General features: G+C 52.9%; 14 protein-coding genes. 1 reads left to right on the forward strand and 13 read right to left on the reverse strand.

Annotation, left to right across the window (positions count from 1 at the left end; genetic code table 11):
• Nucleotides 1–57: 57 nt before the first annotated feature.
• The 11 genes from NSU14_RS13800 to NSU14_RS13850 form a co-directional block, all read right to left on the reverse strand.
• A complete protein-coding gene (locus tag NSU14_RS13800; RefSeq protein WP_042137452.1) occupies nt 58–885 on the reverse strand; it encodes a carbohydrate ABC transporter permease in 828 nt (275 codons plus the stop codon).
• 12 nt (nt 886–897) lie between these two features.
• Nucleotides 898–1,776: a carbohydrate ABC transporter permease gene (locus tag NSU14_RS13805; protein ID WP_042137450.1), complete on the reverse strand. Its 879-nt coding sequence runs from the start codon at nt 1,774–1,776 to the stop codon at nt 898–900.
• The gene (locus tag NSU14_RS13810) at nt 1,773–2,864 is read right to left on the reverse strand and encodes an ABC transporter ATP-binding protein (protein WP_340945518.1); all 1,092 of its coding nucleotides are present in this window, start codon (nt 2,862–2,864) and stop codon (nt 1,773–1,775) included. Before NSU14_RS13810 ends, NSU14_RS13805 begins: the two co-directional genes overlap by 4 nt.
• A gap of 45 nt (nt 2,865–2,909) precedes the next feature.
• Nucleotides 2,910–3,644, reverse strand: coding sequence for a glycerophosphodiester phosphodiesterase (locus tag NSU14_RS13815; protein WP_042137446.1), 735 nt, complete (start codon nt 3,642–3,644; stop codon nt 2,910–2,912).
• A complete protein-coding gene (locus NSU14_RS13820; RefSeq protein WP_042137444.1) occupies nt 3,641–4,384 on the reverse strand; it encodes a glycerophosphodiester phosphodiesterase in 744 nt (247 codons plus the stop codon). The genes NSU14_RS13815 and NSU14_RS13820 overlap by 4 nt, the downstream gene beginning before the upstream one ends.
• 20 nt (nt 4,385–4,404) lie before the next feature.
• Nucleotides 4,405–5,199, reverse strand: coding sequence for an HAD-IIA family hydrolase (locus NSU14_RS13825; RefSeq protein WP_052422189.1), 795 nt, complete (start codon nt 5,197–5,199; stop codon nt 4,405–4,407).
• A gap of 165 nt (nt 5,200–5,364) precedes the next feature.
• Nucleotides 5,365–5,925, reverse strand: a complete 561-nt coding sequence (locus NSU14_RS13830) for a glycerol-3-phosphate responsive antiterminator (protein ID WP_042137442.1) — start codon at nt 5,923–5,925, stop codon at nt 5,365–5,367.
• 197 nt (nt 5,926–6,122) lie between these two features.
• Nucleotides 6,123–7,022, reverse strand: a complete 900-nt coding sequence (locus tag NSU14_RS13835; RefSeq protein WP_042137440.1) for a sensor histidine kinase — start codon at nt 7,020–7,022, stop codon at nt 6,123–6,125.
• 22 nt (nt 7,023–7,044) lie between these two features.
• Nucleotides 7,045–7,806 (reverse strand): ABC transporter permease, encoded by a 762-nt coding sequence (locus NSU14_RS13840; RefSeq protein WP_042137438.1) that lies wholly within the window; start codon nt 7,804–7,806, stop codon nt 7,045–7,047.
• On the reverse strand, nt 7,799–8,722 hold the full coding sequence (locus NSU14_RS13845) for an ATP-binding cassette domain-containing protein (protein WP_042137436.1): 924 nt from the start codon (nt 8,720–8,722) through the stop codon (nt 7,799–7,801). The genes NSU14_RS13840 and NSU14_RS13845 overlap by 8 nt, the downstream gene beginning before the upstream one ends.
• 81 nt (nt 8,723–8,803) lie before the next feature.
• The gene (locus NSU14_RS13850; RefSeq protein WP_042137434.1) at nt 8,804–9,496 is read right to left on the reverse strand and encodes a response regulator transcription factor; all 693 of its coding nucleotides are present in this window, start codon (nt 9,494–9,496) and stop codon (nt 8,804–8,806) included.
• A gap of 235 nt (nt 9,497–9,731) precedes the next feature.
• Here NSU14_RS13850 and NSU14_RS13855 point away from each other — a divergent pair, with 235 nt between their 5' ends.
• Entirely contained in the window at nt 9,732–10,862 is a 1,131-nt protein-coding gene (locus tag NSU14_RS13855) for an IS4 family transposase (protein WP_340945528.1), read from the forward strand.
• Between the two features lie 354 nt (nt 10,863–11,216).
• Here NSU14_RS13855 and NSU14_RS13860 read toward each other — a convergent pair whose 3' ends face one another.
• Nucleotides 11,217–12,503: a Gfo/Idh/MocA family oxidoreductase gene (locus tag NSU14_RS13860; protein WP_340945530.1), complete on the reverse strand. Its 1,287-nt coding sequence runs from the start codon at nt 12,501–12,503 to the stop codon at nt 11,217–11,219.
• A gap of 147 nt (nt 12,504–12,650) precedes the next feature.
• Nucleotides 12,651–16,400, reverse strand: coding sequence for a sugar-binding protein (locus NSU14_RS13865; RefSeq protein ID WP_340945533.1), 3,750 nt, complete (start codon nt 16,398–16,400; stop codon nt 12,651–12,653).
• Nucleotides 16,401–16,421: the final 21 nt, after the last annotated feature.

Consider the following 16,421-nt stretch of genomic DNA (forward strand, 5'->3'; position numbering starts at 1 on the left):
CTCCTCCATGAACTGCTGTATTTGGTATTCAACATGCAAGGCCGCAGGGTATTCCCGCTACTTCACTCCCATGTAGGTGAACGCTTTGATAATCTGCTTGCGTGCAATCAGGAAGACCAGCAGAATCGGCACGATCAGCATCATATTCCCGGCCATCACGATCTGCGGGCTGAGCCCCTCCACATCCTGAAGCTTCTGAATTCCAAGCGGCAAGGTTCGGACAGCATCCGTTGTGGTCCATACGAGCGGGAAAAAGTAACTGTTCCACGTCCCGATGAACGTCAGCAGCGCGAGTGTGGACAAGGTGGGCACAGCGGCAGGCATCATGATCGTGCAGATGATTTTGAACTCACTGGCATTATCCAGACGGGCTGCCTCCAGCTGGGAATCCGGCACCTGCATGAAGGTCTGCCGCAGCATGAAGATGGCCGTACCGCTGGCAATGAAGGGCACGATGAGCGATACATAAGTGTTCAGCAGTCCGGACTTCGCAAACATGACGAAGATCGGCAGGAAGATCAGCTGTCCCGGAATCATCATGGTGGCGAGCACGATGCCGAACAGCGCGTTTTTACCCTTGAATTGATACCTTGCGAATGCATAGGCTGCCGGAACAACAACGACCAGCTGACCGAGCATCGTCCCGAGCGTAATGATCAGGGAATTGCGGGTATAATGCAGAAAGTTAATCCTCGTAAAAGCATCCCGGAAGTTCTGCCACTGCAGCGAATCCACCCAGAATTTCGGCGGCATCCGAAGCACCTCGCCCAGCGTCTTGAACGCGGTGAGGATCATCCAATAGAATGGCATCAGGAAGATCACGATCAGCAGAACAGATACAATGATCCGTAGTCCTGCGCCCGGCAGCCGGACCCAAACCTTCATTTCCTCACCCCTTTAGCGGTAATGAACCCGTTTATTCAGTGCTTTGAAGTAGAAAATCGTAATCAGCCCCACGATACCTATCAGCACGACCGCCATTGCGGAGGCGTAGCCGACCCGGTAATATTCGAAGCTCTGCTTATAAATGCTGAAGATCAGCGTGTTCGTGGCATTGGACGGACCGCCCTGCGTCATGATATTGATCGTCTCGAACACCTGGAAGGAGCCGATGATATTCATCAGGATCAGGAAGAACAAGGTCGGTGAGATCATCTTGAGCGTAATTTGAAAGAAAACGGAACGCTTGGACGCATTGTCCAGAGCCGCAGCCTCATAGAGGTAACCCGGAATAGAGCCCAAGGCGGAGCAAATGATCAGCGCATTGAATCCGACGGATTTCCAGACCGAGACCAGCACCAGCGAGAACAGCGCCACATCCTTATCGGTCAGCCAGCCCACCGGCGCTGCTCCCAGCACAGACAGCAGGTAATTGAACAGCCCCGTATCCGTGTTCATCAGCCACATCCAAATCAGCGATACGGATACCAGCGAGATGATATTGGGCGTGAAGCTCAGTGTCTGGATGAACCGGTTCAGCGGTGTGTTTTTCTGTAAAAAGAGCGCCAGCCCCATCGCCAGCACCATCACCAGCCCAACGTCCATCCCCATGTACAGCAGCGTATTGAGCAGGGTATGGAGGAAATCCCGGCCGCTGAACAGCTCTGCATAGTTGCTGAGTCCGGCGAACTTCATCGGTCCGCGCATATTCCAGGTGAAGAAGCTCAAATAGATGTTGTACAGAATCGGATAGAGGTAAAATACCGTCAGGATGATCACTGCCGGAGCAACCAGCAGATAGGGAAGCACCTTCACGGACGGGCGCAGCCGCTTCATGCCGAATCACCGGTGCTTCCGGCAGTGCTGATTCCGGACTGTGCAGCTTCCCGGACCCGCTGCTCCTGCGCGTCGAAGAATGCCAGATGCTCCTTCTTCACGTAGAGCTTCACGGCTTCCAGCTCGCGTTCCGGACGGTCGAAGCATTTCACCGAAATGATCAGCCCGTTCTCCAGCTGCACTTTGTAGATAATCTCCGACCCGAGCAGCTCCCGGCCGCTGAGCGTGCCCGTCAGGCTAACGGTATTGTCCGGTTCCATTCCCGGCTCCAGGGTAAACTTCGCCTTCTCTGGACGGAAGCCGAGATAGCGGGCCTGCTGCGGAGCCAGCTTACGGATTTCTTCCCCGCAGCGGTCGAGTGCCAGAATATTCATCGGCGGGGTGCCGATGAAACGGCTGGAGAACAGGTTGGCCGGATCGTAATACAGGTTGTGCGGGTTATCCTCCTGCATGACCTTCCCGCCATCCATCAGCACGATCCGGGTGCCCATGCTCATCGCCTCCACCTGATCATGGGTTACGTAGACAAAGGTCGCGCCCAGCTTCTTATGCAGCTCGATCAGCTCCGCGCGCATCTGCTGCCTCAGCTTGGCATCCAGATTGGACAGCGGCTCGTCCATCAGGAACACGGCTGGCTTCTTCACCATAGCCCGTGCCAAGGCGACCCGCTGGCGTTCACCGCCGGAGAGAAACTCCGGCTTTTTGTGCAAATGCCTGGTCAGTCCGACGGTCTCCGCAATTTCAGTAATCAGCCGCTGGCGTTCCTCCTTCGGCACTTTGTTATTCTTCAGCCCGTATTCGATGTTCTTCTCGACCGTCATGGTCGGGTACAAGGCATAATTCTGAAATACCATGGCCAGATTCCGTTTGCCCGGCTCTACCTGATTCATGCTTACCCCGCCGATGTGAATCGAGCCTTCCGTGGAATGCTCCAGTCCGGCAATCATTCTTAGCGTTGTAGACTTGCCGCACCCGGAAGGGCCGACCAGCACCGTGAAGCTGCCGCTCTCAATCGTCAGATTCAAATCCTCAATAATCAGCTTGTCGCCGTATTTCTTGGTTACCTTTTCCAGAACGATGCCGCTCATATTCTCCTCCTCCAGCAGTGGTCTTCCGCTGCTTCCTTTCGTCTCTCAGTTCTTCAGGCACTCCCGCGCAAGGTCTGGTTTATTGGTCATAATCCGCGTAACCCCCAGATTCCGCAAGCGGATCATCTCCGCCTCATCATCCACGGTCCAGGGATTGACCTCGAACCGGCTGCGGTCCGCCAGCTCCATGAAGGCTTTATCTACCCCCAGATAATACGGATGCAGAACATCCGCCCGGCAATTCGCCGCATATGCCTCCAGCCGGTAGAAGCTCTCCATGAACGCAATCGCCGTCTTGAGCTCCGGGTAATCTCGCTTCAGCCGGGCCACGGCATTGTGATTGATCGAAGAGATCAGCGTATTCTCTGTATAGCCATAACGGCGTACCAGCTCCGCTGTCCGCATATTCACTTCACCGTAAGGCCGGGAATAATCCTTCGTCTCGATGTTGATGTACAGCCCGTGCTTCATGGCGAACTCCATCACCTCGCCAAGCTCGGGCAGGCGGCTTCCGTCCGTTCCGTATTTCCCGGCAAAAGTATACGAGAAATCATACTGCCGCAGCTCCTCCAGCGTCAGCTCTCCGACCAGACCTGTCCCGTTCGAAGTCCGGTCCATGGACAGATCGTGGATCACCACCAGCTTCCCGTCCCGGGTCAGCTGCACATCCAGTTCAATGCCGTGCGCCCCCATGTCCAGGGCTAGCCCGAATGCGGCCATCGTATTCTCCGGCGCATAGGCGCTTGCTCCACGGTGAGCCAGTATCTGGGTCTGCTTCATGCGCGTACCTCTCTAAGCTGATAGCAGACATCCGGACGGTCAGTGATGATCGCGTCTATACCGGCCTCCAGCATCATGCGGATATGCTCCGGATCATTCACTGTCCAAGCATTGACCTGAACTCCTGCTGCGTGCGCTTCTTCTATCAGTTCGCGGTTAACCCCGATGTACAAGGGATGCAGAGCATCGGCTCCGGTCATTTGCGCATATTTCCCGCCCTCGTATAGCCCCGCGATATAGAGCAGCGCTGTCCGCATCTCCGGGCAAGATTCCTTGAGCCTTACCATAGAGGTATGATTGAAGGAAGAAAAGATCACTTGTCCGCTGAGCCCATACTCCCCGACCAGCTTCGCCGCCTCTTTCCCGAGCCCGGAGTACAGCTCCGACTTAGAGAGGATATCCTTCACTTCGATATTCAGGTATAAGTCATGTCCCTTCACCAGTTCCAGCACTTCACGGAGGGTAGGAATCTGCGCTTCCGGGTATTGCTCCTCGAAGCCTGTATTGAAGCGGAAGGTCTTAAGCTCAGCCAGCGTGTAGGACATAATATCCCCTTTGCCGTTAGAGGTGCGGTCAATCGTATCATCATGAATCACCACGATCTCTCCGTCTTTGGTCAGATGAATATCGATTTCCAGACCGTCGGCATGCTGCTGCACCGCGAGCCTGAAGGCTTCCAGTGTATTCTCCGGTGCATAGGCGCTTGCGCCGCGGTGGGCCAGTATTTTACAATCCTGCATAGTTTCTCATCCTCCTGTTATTAGGGTTCGGCTTGATTGTTGAATAGATCGGCCAGGGAGTTCAGAACATAACCCGGAAGAATCTGCTGCCGCGCTATATCCGCTCTTGTGCTCACTCCGGTAAGGACAAGGGCTGTCTGCATGCCGCTGCCGTTACCCATTAGAATGTCTGTCTCCAGCCGGTCGCCTACCATCAGGCATTGCTCAGGGGGACAGGCCAGCAGGCGAAGCGCCTCCTGCGCATAATAGGAAGAAGGCTTGCCAATAATCACATCAGCCTCTGTCCCGGCCGCAGTTTCCAGCGCTTTGACAATCGCCCAGGTATCCGGGATATAACCTCCGGGCACCGGGCAGGCCGGATCGGGATTGACCGCCACCAGCCTGGCGCCCCCTCTTGCCGCTCTCATTCCGAGCACCAGCTTCTCATAATTGAATTCGCGGTCCATGCCTACCAGCACATGGGTTGCTGCCTCAGGGTTCCCGGTTACGGCCACTCCGAACTCCTCCATTTGCTTCCGCATTACCGCTTCTCCAACCAGATACAACCTGGCTTCCGGCTCTTCCCGTGCGAAGTAGCTGCCGCTGACATAGAGTGCCGTCAAGATTTCCTCTTCCCCGCAGGCCAGCCCCATGTGCTCCAGTCTGCGCTGGCAATCCCGGGGAGTATGGACCGAGCTGTTGGTCAGAAAAAGAACTTTCCGGCCTCTTCGCCGCAGCTCCGCAACCGTGTCCACCACACCCGCAAGCAGCTGATCGCCAATCAGCACGGTCCCATCCAAATCAAAGCAGTAGGCTTCATATGAAGCGATGTCCATCAGCGCTTGCTCCTTTTCATTCAGGTTCACTGGTTCTCCGCGCCGGAATTTCCGCACAAAAAAACCAGCTCCAGAAATTAAGCCTCCGATTACAGCCTCGTAAGGCTCCATCGAATGCTAATAACTGACCGCTGGGTTTTCTCATCGTCTCCACCCCGGGGTACGTTATTCACTTATTTCACGCTTCCACTGCCACAGGGCCGCGTCCCCAATGGAGACATAATCGGCACCGCTGTCCAGCGCACTGCTGATTTCCTGCTTTTCCCGGATCAGTCCGCCTACGATCAGCGGCTGCTTAATGCGCTGCTTCATATCTTTGATGATTCTCGGCATCAGTCCGGGCATGAGCTCGACCTCATCGGGATTACAGGTCTTGATCATCCGAAGCGCGGTTTCTATCGCTGCCGTATCAATGGCGAAGAACCGCTGGATACTGGCGAGCCCGTGCGCTCTGGCTGTGGCGATGGCATTGCTCTTGGTGGTAATGATCCCGTCGATCCGGAAGGCTTCGGCCAAATACTGAATCGCCGCCGCATCTCTGCCAATTCCGCCGACCATCTCTACATGGACGAATACCTGCTTGCCTGCATGCTGCAGCGGCTTCACAATCTGCCCCAGGTTGTTGATGTTCCCGGTCATCAGATTCACACGCTTCACACCGCAGACAACCGCCTGATCAATCTGTGACTCCTCGGTGATCGAAGCAATAATGGGGTTATGCTTCAAGTAAGCATCCTCCCTTCACTTATAGCTTGCAGCTGCCAGCTTGTCTTCCTGCTGGTCCTACCCCCTATGTTACAGAGCTTTTATTCGCTTAATATCAGAGCGCTGTAAAAGTTACAGTTAACATTCAGGCAAGGAATTCCATTGCCGCAGATAACTGACAGGGTTCGGGGCTTCGTATATCAAGCACTGCATGAGAGCTATTTGATCTTCCAACGGCAAGTCATCATCAAATAATCCTGGTGCATCTCGGCTGTCAGCGTTCCGTCCATCTTGTCCATAAGACTTTTGGCAATCGAGAGTCCTAGTCCGGATCCTTGGGCAGAACGTGTGCGGTCGACTGTGTAGAAACGGTCGAATATCAACCTTACCTCGTCACTTGATAATGCCTTCGCCTCGTTAACGATTCTCAACTCGGCAAACCCGTCCCTCTTTTGGAGGCAAATGTTCACCTCTCCGCTCGCATGTTTGACAGTATTGATGAGCAAATTCTCAACCACTCTGCGTATAGCTGATTCATCGGCATAGATAACCACGTCTTCCTCTGGCAGCCGGATATCCGGTATAATGTTCTGTTCATTGAAACGGTCGTAGAAACCAACCAGTATTTCTGAAAGGAGTACAGTCATTCCGATTCGCTCCGTCTTGAGCTGATAATCGGGGGACTCAATGAGGGACAGCTCGAAGAAATCATTCAACAACGCCTGCAGACGCTTCGTCCGGTTATGAATGATCGAGAGGTATTCCTGCTTCTCCTCATCCGTAACCGGCTCCGCTCCAAGCAGTTGAACATAACCTGATATGGAGGTCAGCGGAGTACGGATGTCATGGGAAATGTTCGCAACTGCCTGCCGCAGCTCCTGCTCGCTCCGTCTTCTGCGTGCTTCTGCCTCGACGACAAGTCCGGACTGGCGGTTAATTTGACTCGCTAGCGCTTCCAGCCGGTTGTCGAATAAGGTGACTTCAATTTTTTTACCGGTAGTTCCCTTGTTGTAAAGGTACAATTGCTGTGTCATACGCTTTAGCTCCCGCCTGAGCAGCAGCAGATAGGCAAGCAGAAGAGCTGCCGCCGCAGCCAGTATAAGCGTCAGGATAAGCAAGACTCTTCCGCCCCTTTCATATCTATTTGATTTCCTTTCTGCGGTACACAAGAATACCGAGCAGCCCGGATACGGCGATCGTCAGTATGGGCACAAGCAGGAGCGCCGGCAGATCATGGCTATCCATTCTGGGCTTGCCGATATCCCCCATAAGCTTGAAGATCGAATATTCATATACCTTGGTTAAGGAAGGAATGTATTCAACCAAGCCGCCCAGAACGGAATCAATCAATAGAAAGAAAATAATCGAGAAGCCAATTGATTTGCCGCTGTCGGTGAATAGGGCAGTGAACAGGGCTCCGATTGCCGCGTAGCCTGAAGTATACAGCAGCGTTAGTCCAAGAACCCGTAATATGAAGGACGAATCTACACCCTCCGGCAGGTGGCCGAAACCTGCAAGCAGCGAGACCTCTGCTGTGCTTATGACCGGGAATACCAGAGAAATAGCCATGGTTCCGATAGAGAATCCAATCAGCTTGGCAGCGAATAGCCTGCCTCTGGTGTGGCCTGATGATGCGATCGACTTCATTACACCTGTTGAATATTCATTGGCGATGAAGAATCCTGCCAGGGCTGCTACGCCCAATTTGATCACATAAGCATTGCTTGCAATAAAAGTAATCAGGAATTCTGCTCCCGTGAACTGCGGCGCTCCACTGGACTTGTTATCAAAATAGTAGAGCAGCGGGTAGGCCAGTGAAAGAGCGGCGGTTATAAGCAGCAGCACGCGGAAGGATCGGTCCTTGCGCAGCTTGAACAACTCGGATCTAATCAGATTATACATAGCCGGCACCTCCGATCCGCTTCATGAAATAGCTCTCCAGATCTTCTCCCATGGGCATGAACTGCTCAATCTGTACACCTGCAGAGAATAACGCCGAAGATATTTCCGCGGGTTGCCCGAAACGGCCGAACAGCTTAATGGCCCCATCCGGCATCACTTCGAAATCATGGGTATTTAGCTCGTTCTGAATGACCGTTACCGCTTTGTCCGGATTATCCGATTTAATGAACAAATATTGCTGGCATTTATCATTTAATTCCCGGGCGGTGAGCTGTTCCAGCAGCTTTCCCTGATGAATGATGCCATAGTGGCTGGCGAGCAGATGCAGTTCGCTCAGAATGTGGCTGGAGATCAGAATCGTTAATCCCCGTTCATGGTTAAGCCGCTTGAGCAGCTCGCGCATTTCGATGACGCTCATCGGATCCAGCCCGTTAGTCGGCTCATCCAGAATCAGAAATTCGGGATCGCTCAGCATGGCGATTGCCAGGCCCAGCCGCTGCTTCATGCCAAGCGAGAAATTCTTTACTTTCTTCCTGCCTGTATCCTGTAGCCCGACCAGCTCCAGCATACGTACGACGCTATCTTTACCGGGAATGCCCCGGAGGAGCCGGTTCACCTCCAGATTCTCTCCGGCAGTCATGTGCGGGAACAATGCGGGGCTCTCAATAATCAACCCCATTCGCTTGCGTGCCCGGGTTAACGACTTCTCGTCGCCGGCGCCAAATAATTCAATTGATCCTCCGGTTGGAAAAGCAAGTCCGGTTATGATGCGCATCAGTGTTGATTTTCCTGCTCCATTCTGCCCGATAAAGCCATAGATAGCACCTTTGCGGATCGTTAAATTTACTTTATCCAGTGCTACACCGCCTTGGAACTTCTTGGACAATTGATTCGTTTGCAAAATAACTTCATTCATAGTCTCTTGGCCTCCTTCTGTCTTAGACCAAGTATAGAAACAATAACTTAAGAGAGTCTAAAGCCGAATCTTAAGAATGTCTTAAGGCTTTAGCCGATAGCCCATGCCCCATACGGTCTCGATATATTCGCTTCCCGGTGCAGCCTTCACAAGTTTGTTCCGCAAATTGCTCATATGTACGTTGACCGTATTGTCATCACCATGGTAGGGCTCATCCCATACGCTTTCGTATAGATTTGCTTTGGTGAATACTTTTTGGGGTGCCGACAGGAGCAAGCTTAGAATGTTGTATTCCCTGGCGGTCAGTGCAACCTTCATCCCTTCTGCAGTCACCGTTCTAGAGTCGGATTCAAGCAGGAGTCCTTTATGCTGCATGATGCGCGATACAGGCGGAGCCGCAATTTGTGCATACCTGCGCAGATGCAAATCGATTCGTGCGGACACCTCCTCGAGATCAAAGGGCTTCGTAATGAAGTCGTCTGCACCTCCGCGCAGCGCGGATACTTTGGTATGCTGTTCACCTTTAGCCGAAATGATAAGGACCGGCACATCCCCCCGTGAACGGATCCAATCCAGCAGCTCCTCCCCGGTCATTCCAGGCAGCATTAAATCCAGCAATACCATACTCCATTCCCGTTGTTGCAGATAGAGTAACGCTTCGGTTCCGGAGAAGGCAGGCTGGGGTACATAACCGCTTTTTCGTATAATACTGCACAGCAGCCGGCTGATATCGCTATCATCCTCGGCTACAAGAATATGTATCGAATTATTCATCGTATCTCCTTGTATTTCCTTAATTGGCTGTCATTTCTGAAGTCTATGTTTTTATGATAGACTGTTTCTGCTTCTTTTTCCAGAATGAATAGCAGTCCCCATCGGTAGTAAGCCCTTTAGGCATCATTGTTGTACGTTTTGTAAGCGTGTTGATTTCCCAAAAAAAGGGACAAAAAAGGCCGCCATTTCGGGTAATGGTAAGTACGACCAAACCAAACCGAAATGAGGCGACCTCATGAATAATAATACCCCATTCTTGGCCGTGTTCAAACAAGTATTAACTCCGGAAGAAGTCGAAATGGTGACCGGGCAAACCGAGGACTACGAGGATACCGGCACCAAAATGACCGTTGGTGTGTTGTTCGACTACTTTGTCCAAGCCTGCTACCACCAATGGGATGGCTTTCGTCAAAGTGCCCGTGTGGGCTCGAACTACGATTTACCCAAGGTTCATTACTCCACCCTTTCTGGCAAAGCCGGTGAAGTTCCTTACGATATTTTCAAACGTTTGTTTCAAATGCTCGTCCAGAAATGTAACCGGCAAACCCAGAGGCACCTGAATCTGCCTAAAGATCTTCTGCTCATTGACTCTACGACGATTACGGCGGCAAACTCCCGCATGTCTTGGGCTCCGTATAAAAAATTCAGAGGAGGCATTAAGCTGCATGTCGCTTTTTCGCATGGACAGCATTCACCCGTGAATGTGGTCGAATCGATTGCCCGGCGCAATGACGCTCCATTTGGAGAAGTCTTGGCCGATAAGGACTACCTTTTAGTCCAGGATCGAGCGTATGGAAAAATCGGTCGATTGGATCAATATGTGCAGCAAGGTCAGTCCTTTGTGATTCGTCTGAAAGATAATCTCCATTTGGTGATGCCGCGAAAGCTTCAGCGATCGGCGGAGGGAGACACCAAAATTGTACGCGATATTACCTGTTATATCGGTCAAGGGAAACACCAATCCATCCAACGCCACCGCGTCGTTGAATTTGAAAATGACCGGGGTGAAGTCGTACGGGTCGTGACCGATTTGAGGAAAGAGTCCGCTCATGTGATTGCTGAAATTTACAAAGCACGCTGGGAGATTGAAGTCTTTTTCCGCTGGGTGAAACAGCATTTGAATGTTCCTTGTCTCTTTGGAACCACCGAAAATGCAGTATATAATCAATTGTTTGTGGCCCTTGCCGCGTATGTGCTTTTGAAGTACATTTTTGATGAAATTCATCCGAAGGTACCAGTCTTTGCTGGGCTGACTCTTTGGGAATTTATGCAGTACTGGCGTATATTTAATCTTCCGCTGGAGTGGCAAGTTCAGTTTAGTCTGCTCAGGCGTAAAGGTCATCTAGGTGTTTTTGTCATCCCATAATATGGGTAATCAACACGCCTGTACGTTTTGCAACTTTGATTTATTAATAGCCTGGTATTCGGGAAGATTGTTGTATGAAATACAAGAATAAACCTGCTAAGCCGCTTGAAAAAGGTGAAATCCTGCATTTTATACAACAATTTTGAATTTGTGCCGATAGGATGAGGGGAATGTTGTATTATGTGCAGGATTTTATGGAAAAGGTAATTTATATTCTGCCTAGGGAAGCTGCTGTCATAAGTAGAGGCATCCCCATACATCATTAACTGATGGGGATGCCTCTTGTAAACACACAACTGTATTTAAAACCTGCTCTTCCCAACGTAGCAGCCTACGCCAGCCTTCTTCAACAAATTAGATGGTAATCAGATCCTTGATCCGGACCGGTAGTCCGGTCCGCATGGCCTGATTAGCGGCGATTCCGGTCATGATGGAGCGGGCTCCGTCCCGGTGGTCGGCCGCACGATGGTAAATATCCTCGTCCGGGGTTCCGAACAGATCGTTCAGCAGCACAGGATCGCCGCCGCCGTGGCCTCCCGTTCCTTCATCCACCTGGACTTCATAAGGCGCTCCAAACATGGGATGCACCACAATATGCTTACCCTCCACAGCTCCCTCCAGGGCACGGTCCCCGCCGGCATTGACATAGGATTTTTCCACGATGCTCATTTCGATTCGGCCCTTGGAGCCGTTAAAAGCTATCCGGTACCCCTCCCAAGGCATGTAGGCGTTCAATGAATACGTAAGAATCGCCTTATTGCTGTACCGGACCATTACCCCCATGGTGTCCTCAATGCTGATTCCGTCGCCGAACACGCTTTGATCCCGCTGATAACCGTCCTCTGCTTCCGCATCCAGGTACATCTCCTTCAGAACGGGATTCTCATCCAGCTGCAGGGCAAAGGGATCGTCCTTGGCAGCCGGATTTCCGGTGGCACGCTGATAGAATGAAGTTACGCCGCGGTTCTCGGCATTCTCCCGGCCATAGAATCGCAGGTCGCCGAAGGCAAACACCGTTTCGGGTTCCGCACCGATCCAGAAGTTGACCAGATCAAAGTGATGAGTGGATTTGTGAACGAGCAGTCCCCCGCTGTTGCGCTTGTCCCGGTGCCAGCGGCGGAAATAATCCGCCCCATGCTCAGTATTCAGCAGCCATTCGAAATGAATGGAATGCACTTCCCCGATCACCCCGGAGGCAATCAGCTCGCGGGCTTTCGTATGATGCGGAGCATAGCGGTAATTGAAGGTGACCCTGACCTTGCGTCCGGTACGCTCCACCGCTTCGTAAATCTCCTTGCATTTCTCCACATCAACGGTCATGGGCTTCTCTGTGATCACATCACAGCCAAGCTCAAGCGCGCGGATAATATATCTGTGATGGGTCCGGTCGACACTGGTGACAATGACAATATCCGGTTTCTCTGTTTCGATCATGGTGTCAAATTGTTCAGCCAGGTAGGTTTTCACCTGCGGATACCCGTGTGTCTCCGACAACAGCTTGTTGGCGTAATCCATACGTGTCTGATTCACATCGCAAAAAGCGGTAAGCTCCGCAGAATCCCTGTACTCCTTAGCGATAGCTTCATAGAAAAATTGCGCCCTGCCGCCAATGCCTACTTGTACATAACGCTTCTTGTCCAATTACTTGTGCCTCCTAAAGTTAGCTCTTATTTTGAGTTCCAGTTTTTGAATATCACATTCTAATATCAGCATGTTCCAGGCAGCAACGGCTTCGCTGTTCTCCAAAGCAGCTTAAGCTTATGAAAGCGGCGCAGCCGTGCACTACCCTCAGTTATCTGTCTCAGCCGGAAAGTCGAGACTGAACAAATAGGGGGTCAGCGGCTGAAGCTCCAGGGTCTGCCCCGCATTACTTTGATCTGTAATCAGATCCATGAAGCCGTTTGCCGTTAATCCGTTGCGGACTGCTTTGACCGCCACGGGTTCCGGGCCATAGTTAACCACATTCATGAGTGTATGTCCCCCGTATTCAACGGTTCTCCACTCGACATTGTATACGGGAGCATTGTCTGTCGGATCAAGCAGCAGCAGCTGCCCCGGATTTACAGTCTGCAGGACCGGTAACAAGTAATCTCTGATTTGGCCTGCTGTCCAGTCCGTTGCCGATATTTTGTCCGCATGGGTGAACACATAACTTCTGTCTGCGGCAGAGAGCGGTGCACCGTGCGGTGTAAGCTCCAAAGCGTGGGAGCCGATCAGCAGCACCCGTCCTCCCTGCTCCATAAACTGTCTGATCCCACTCAGCGTCTCCGGATTGACTCTTGAAGCGTTTGGCACAATCAGCAGCTTATAATCGTCCAACCCGCCATTGTCTACCTGCCCTTCAGAAACATATCCAGCCTTGTAGCCGCTGTAAGACAACGCTTCATAAGAGCGTAGCGAGACTGCCGAATAATCGCCGGAGAAGACACCTGAGGCTGTAGAATACAGAATCGCCACCTGCGGCTGCTCGTTCTGGAAGGCGGTAACCTGACCGGCCAGCCGGTTCAGGTCCAGATTGGTCCGTCCCGCCTGAGCTACAACATCCGGCCGGTGCAGAATGCTGCCCTCGGTACTGGCCGTTTCATTGTATGTCCGCTCCCAGACCCAGATTGCCGAGCCGCCCCTGCCGTGAATCGCACTCTGCCACAGTACGGAGCGGACATGCTTTGCCTGTTCCGGCGTATACATTTTGTCCCCGTCTGCGATCAGATGATGCTCCGAATTAAAGACCGGGGCTTCTTTGAAGGAGGCCTGCAAATCATAGAAGCTGAGTTCTTCCATGAAGCCCTTCGGGCCTTCGTTGATATAATTCCAGTTGTCATTGCCGTTGATCTGGCTGAACTCCGAGAAGCGCTCGATATCCACGCCCCAGGACAGGCTGCCCCGGGGATCACCCATGATTTTTGCCTGTACGGGCAACCCGGGAGCAAGCTCATGGATAATTCCGGCCATCCATTCATGCCAGCTGGCGAAGTAATCCTGGTTAAACAGCACATAGTCATAAGACGCCGGAGAAGCTGTAATATTCTCAGGCATAGGCACTTCGGTAAAAGAGCTATAGGCCGTTTGATAGACGCCGTTCAGCTGCCCGATATCGCCGTCATAGATTCCTTCAAGATACTGCTGCCAGGCAGGCAGCGCATAGGCGTCCTTATTGGCCGTATAGACCGACTCGTTGGTGAGCGTAAGACTCTGCAGCGAATCATAATCCTTGATGGCAGGAATCAAGGCCCGCAGATAATCCTCTATAATGGATTTGGCCATCGGCTGAAACAGGGAGAATTTAATAGAGCCGTTATTCTCCACCTTCAGCTCGGGCCACTTTGCGAGTACCCAGTCCGGAAAATAATGCGGGGAAATCAGGAGATTGACCGCAACATCATAATCCTCAGCCCGCTGCAGCGCCGGTAACAGATCCGATTGGATTTTGCGGGTGGAGACAACGTATTCCTTGTCTGGGGAATAACCGCCCAGCTCCTCAAAGCCGGGATTCTGAATCAGATTCACCGTGCTCCCGGCCTTGACAACACTTAAGTCATCCACCCAGACCGTACCTGTATTCTCGGATAAAATAACCAGCGGGTAGGATACCTCCCCCTTCGCTGTGGTATATTCGAACGTCACCTCCGTCCAGTCATAGGTTCCGCCGGGCAACGGCTGACGCTGCTTCCAGCCCGTTCCGCCCGGGAACCAGACGTTCCTGGCATTGTCACCCTTCACCCATACCTTGAATTCATAGGTAGTCTCCGGCTCTACTGCTATGGTCTGGGCGACATTGATGAATACATTCGGCTGCCGCGGCGATGCATTGGCAATCTTCAGGGAATGATTGCCGGAATGGCTTATCCCTTCTGTAATTGCTGCTGTAGCAGACACCGCACCGGAGCGGTTGACGGTGTAGCGGTTTACGAAATCTTGTTTGTCCAGAATGACATCCCTTGGCCCCAGCTCAATCTGGATTACGTTCGCTCCGAGATCCTGAAGCTTCGGAATATCCCGCTTCACCTGGTTGAAGTGACCGTAGCCCGTGAAGAAGATTGGCCGTTCTTCGGTGACGCCCGTACTCCTCACGATGGTGTCACCCACGAAGGAATATCCGGAAATCTCCGGGCGTCCGGAGACATACCGGGGTGCGGACTGCGGGGTCAGGCTGCCATCCAGATACCCTTCCAGCTGCTGCTTGCTGCCTGCAAGCATCGTCTCCAGCTCAGCCGCCACATACTGCGCTCTGCCGAGCCGCCCCTGCACGATATCCTCCTTGCCGTAACCAATGAAGTCCTTGATTACGGTATAATCAATCCGCTCATAATCTGTGGACAGTCCTTGTGCCTCACATTGCAGCAGCAACTGCTCCAGACCGGGCAGTTGTGCATTCACACTATCCAGCATGGCCTCAATCTCTGCGGGATCGAGCACCGCAGTCACCTTCAGCTCCTGCCGCTTGCCGGCAGTACTCCCTTGCTGCGCAAGCGTGAATTCAAGCAGCTGCTCTCCGGGGTCCGCCGTGGTGAACGGCAGGCTCCATCCGGCGGCCGAGCCGGCAGGCAGCGTGAAATCCGCTTCAACACCCGGCAGGCTGGATGACAGATGGAGGTTATGCGGTTCACTGGTCGTGTTCACAGCGTACACCGAATAAGAGACAGTCGTATTCACATTGATCTCCCGGGGACCTTCCACCCAGAAGCTCCAAGGGTCGTCGGAAGGGACCAGATGAATCACTGCATGATCGGCCGGACTTTTGGCTTTGCCGATGCCCGGTGTCCATTCCAGCCAGCCCCGGCGGCCCGCGCCGTCATTGTCGTTGAACAGCAGCGTGAACGGAAGCTCCCCGTTCTCCGGCATACCCGTAGAGATAGCAGACCACGGCATCCGTACCTCATAGAAGGTCTCCTGTCCGGTCCGGCTGGCTGCAGCTGTGATCACTTCCGCTCCTGCTGCGGCTCCGCCTTCGCTGAACTGCCAGACATGCGCCTGCCCGTCCATATAATTGATGGCGTATTCCGGCCCGTAGCTGCCGCCGGGACTGAAGGCGAACTGGATGCTGTCCCCTCTCCACATGGTGCTGTCGGAGACAGGAGCATGCACATTATCCGTCACCTTCGCCGTCCAGTAGAAGTAGCTCTGGTCATAAGCGAGATAGACGCTGGCGGATACATCCGCAGGTCCTCCCCAGCCTTCGACCAGCACCTGCCCGGCAGCCTCCGGAAGCCGGATCTCTGCGTAGCGATCCCATTCGTCCACTACCCCGTCAATGACGATGTCCTCCGCTTCCAGAGCCAAAGCGTGCGTATGCTTACCGAAGCTACTGCGGAAATCATCTTCCCAGTCTGTAATGACCGGTGAAGCCGGTTCTTCATAGACGGACTCAGTTACGCTGGCGGGAGTGCCCGGAGCATCCGGCGGTATGATCCCCCCAGGTGATGCAATCGCTCTCAATGGTTCTCCGTAGACAGCAGAGGGGAACCCCTCTGCCGCCATGGAGAATACCAGCACGATGATCAACGCCCATACGGCTTGCTTGCTGCTTCTCCTATTCATCGTTGCGTATTCCTCCCTTCT

The sequence above is a fragment of the Paenibacillus sp. FSL R10-2771 genome, assembly GCF_038000205.1.
Taxonomy (GTDB): domain Bacteria; phylum Bacillota; class Bacilli; order Paenibacillales; family Paenibacillaceae; genus Paenibacillus_AQ; species Paenibacillus_AQ phytohabitans.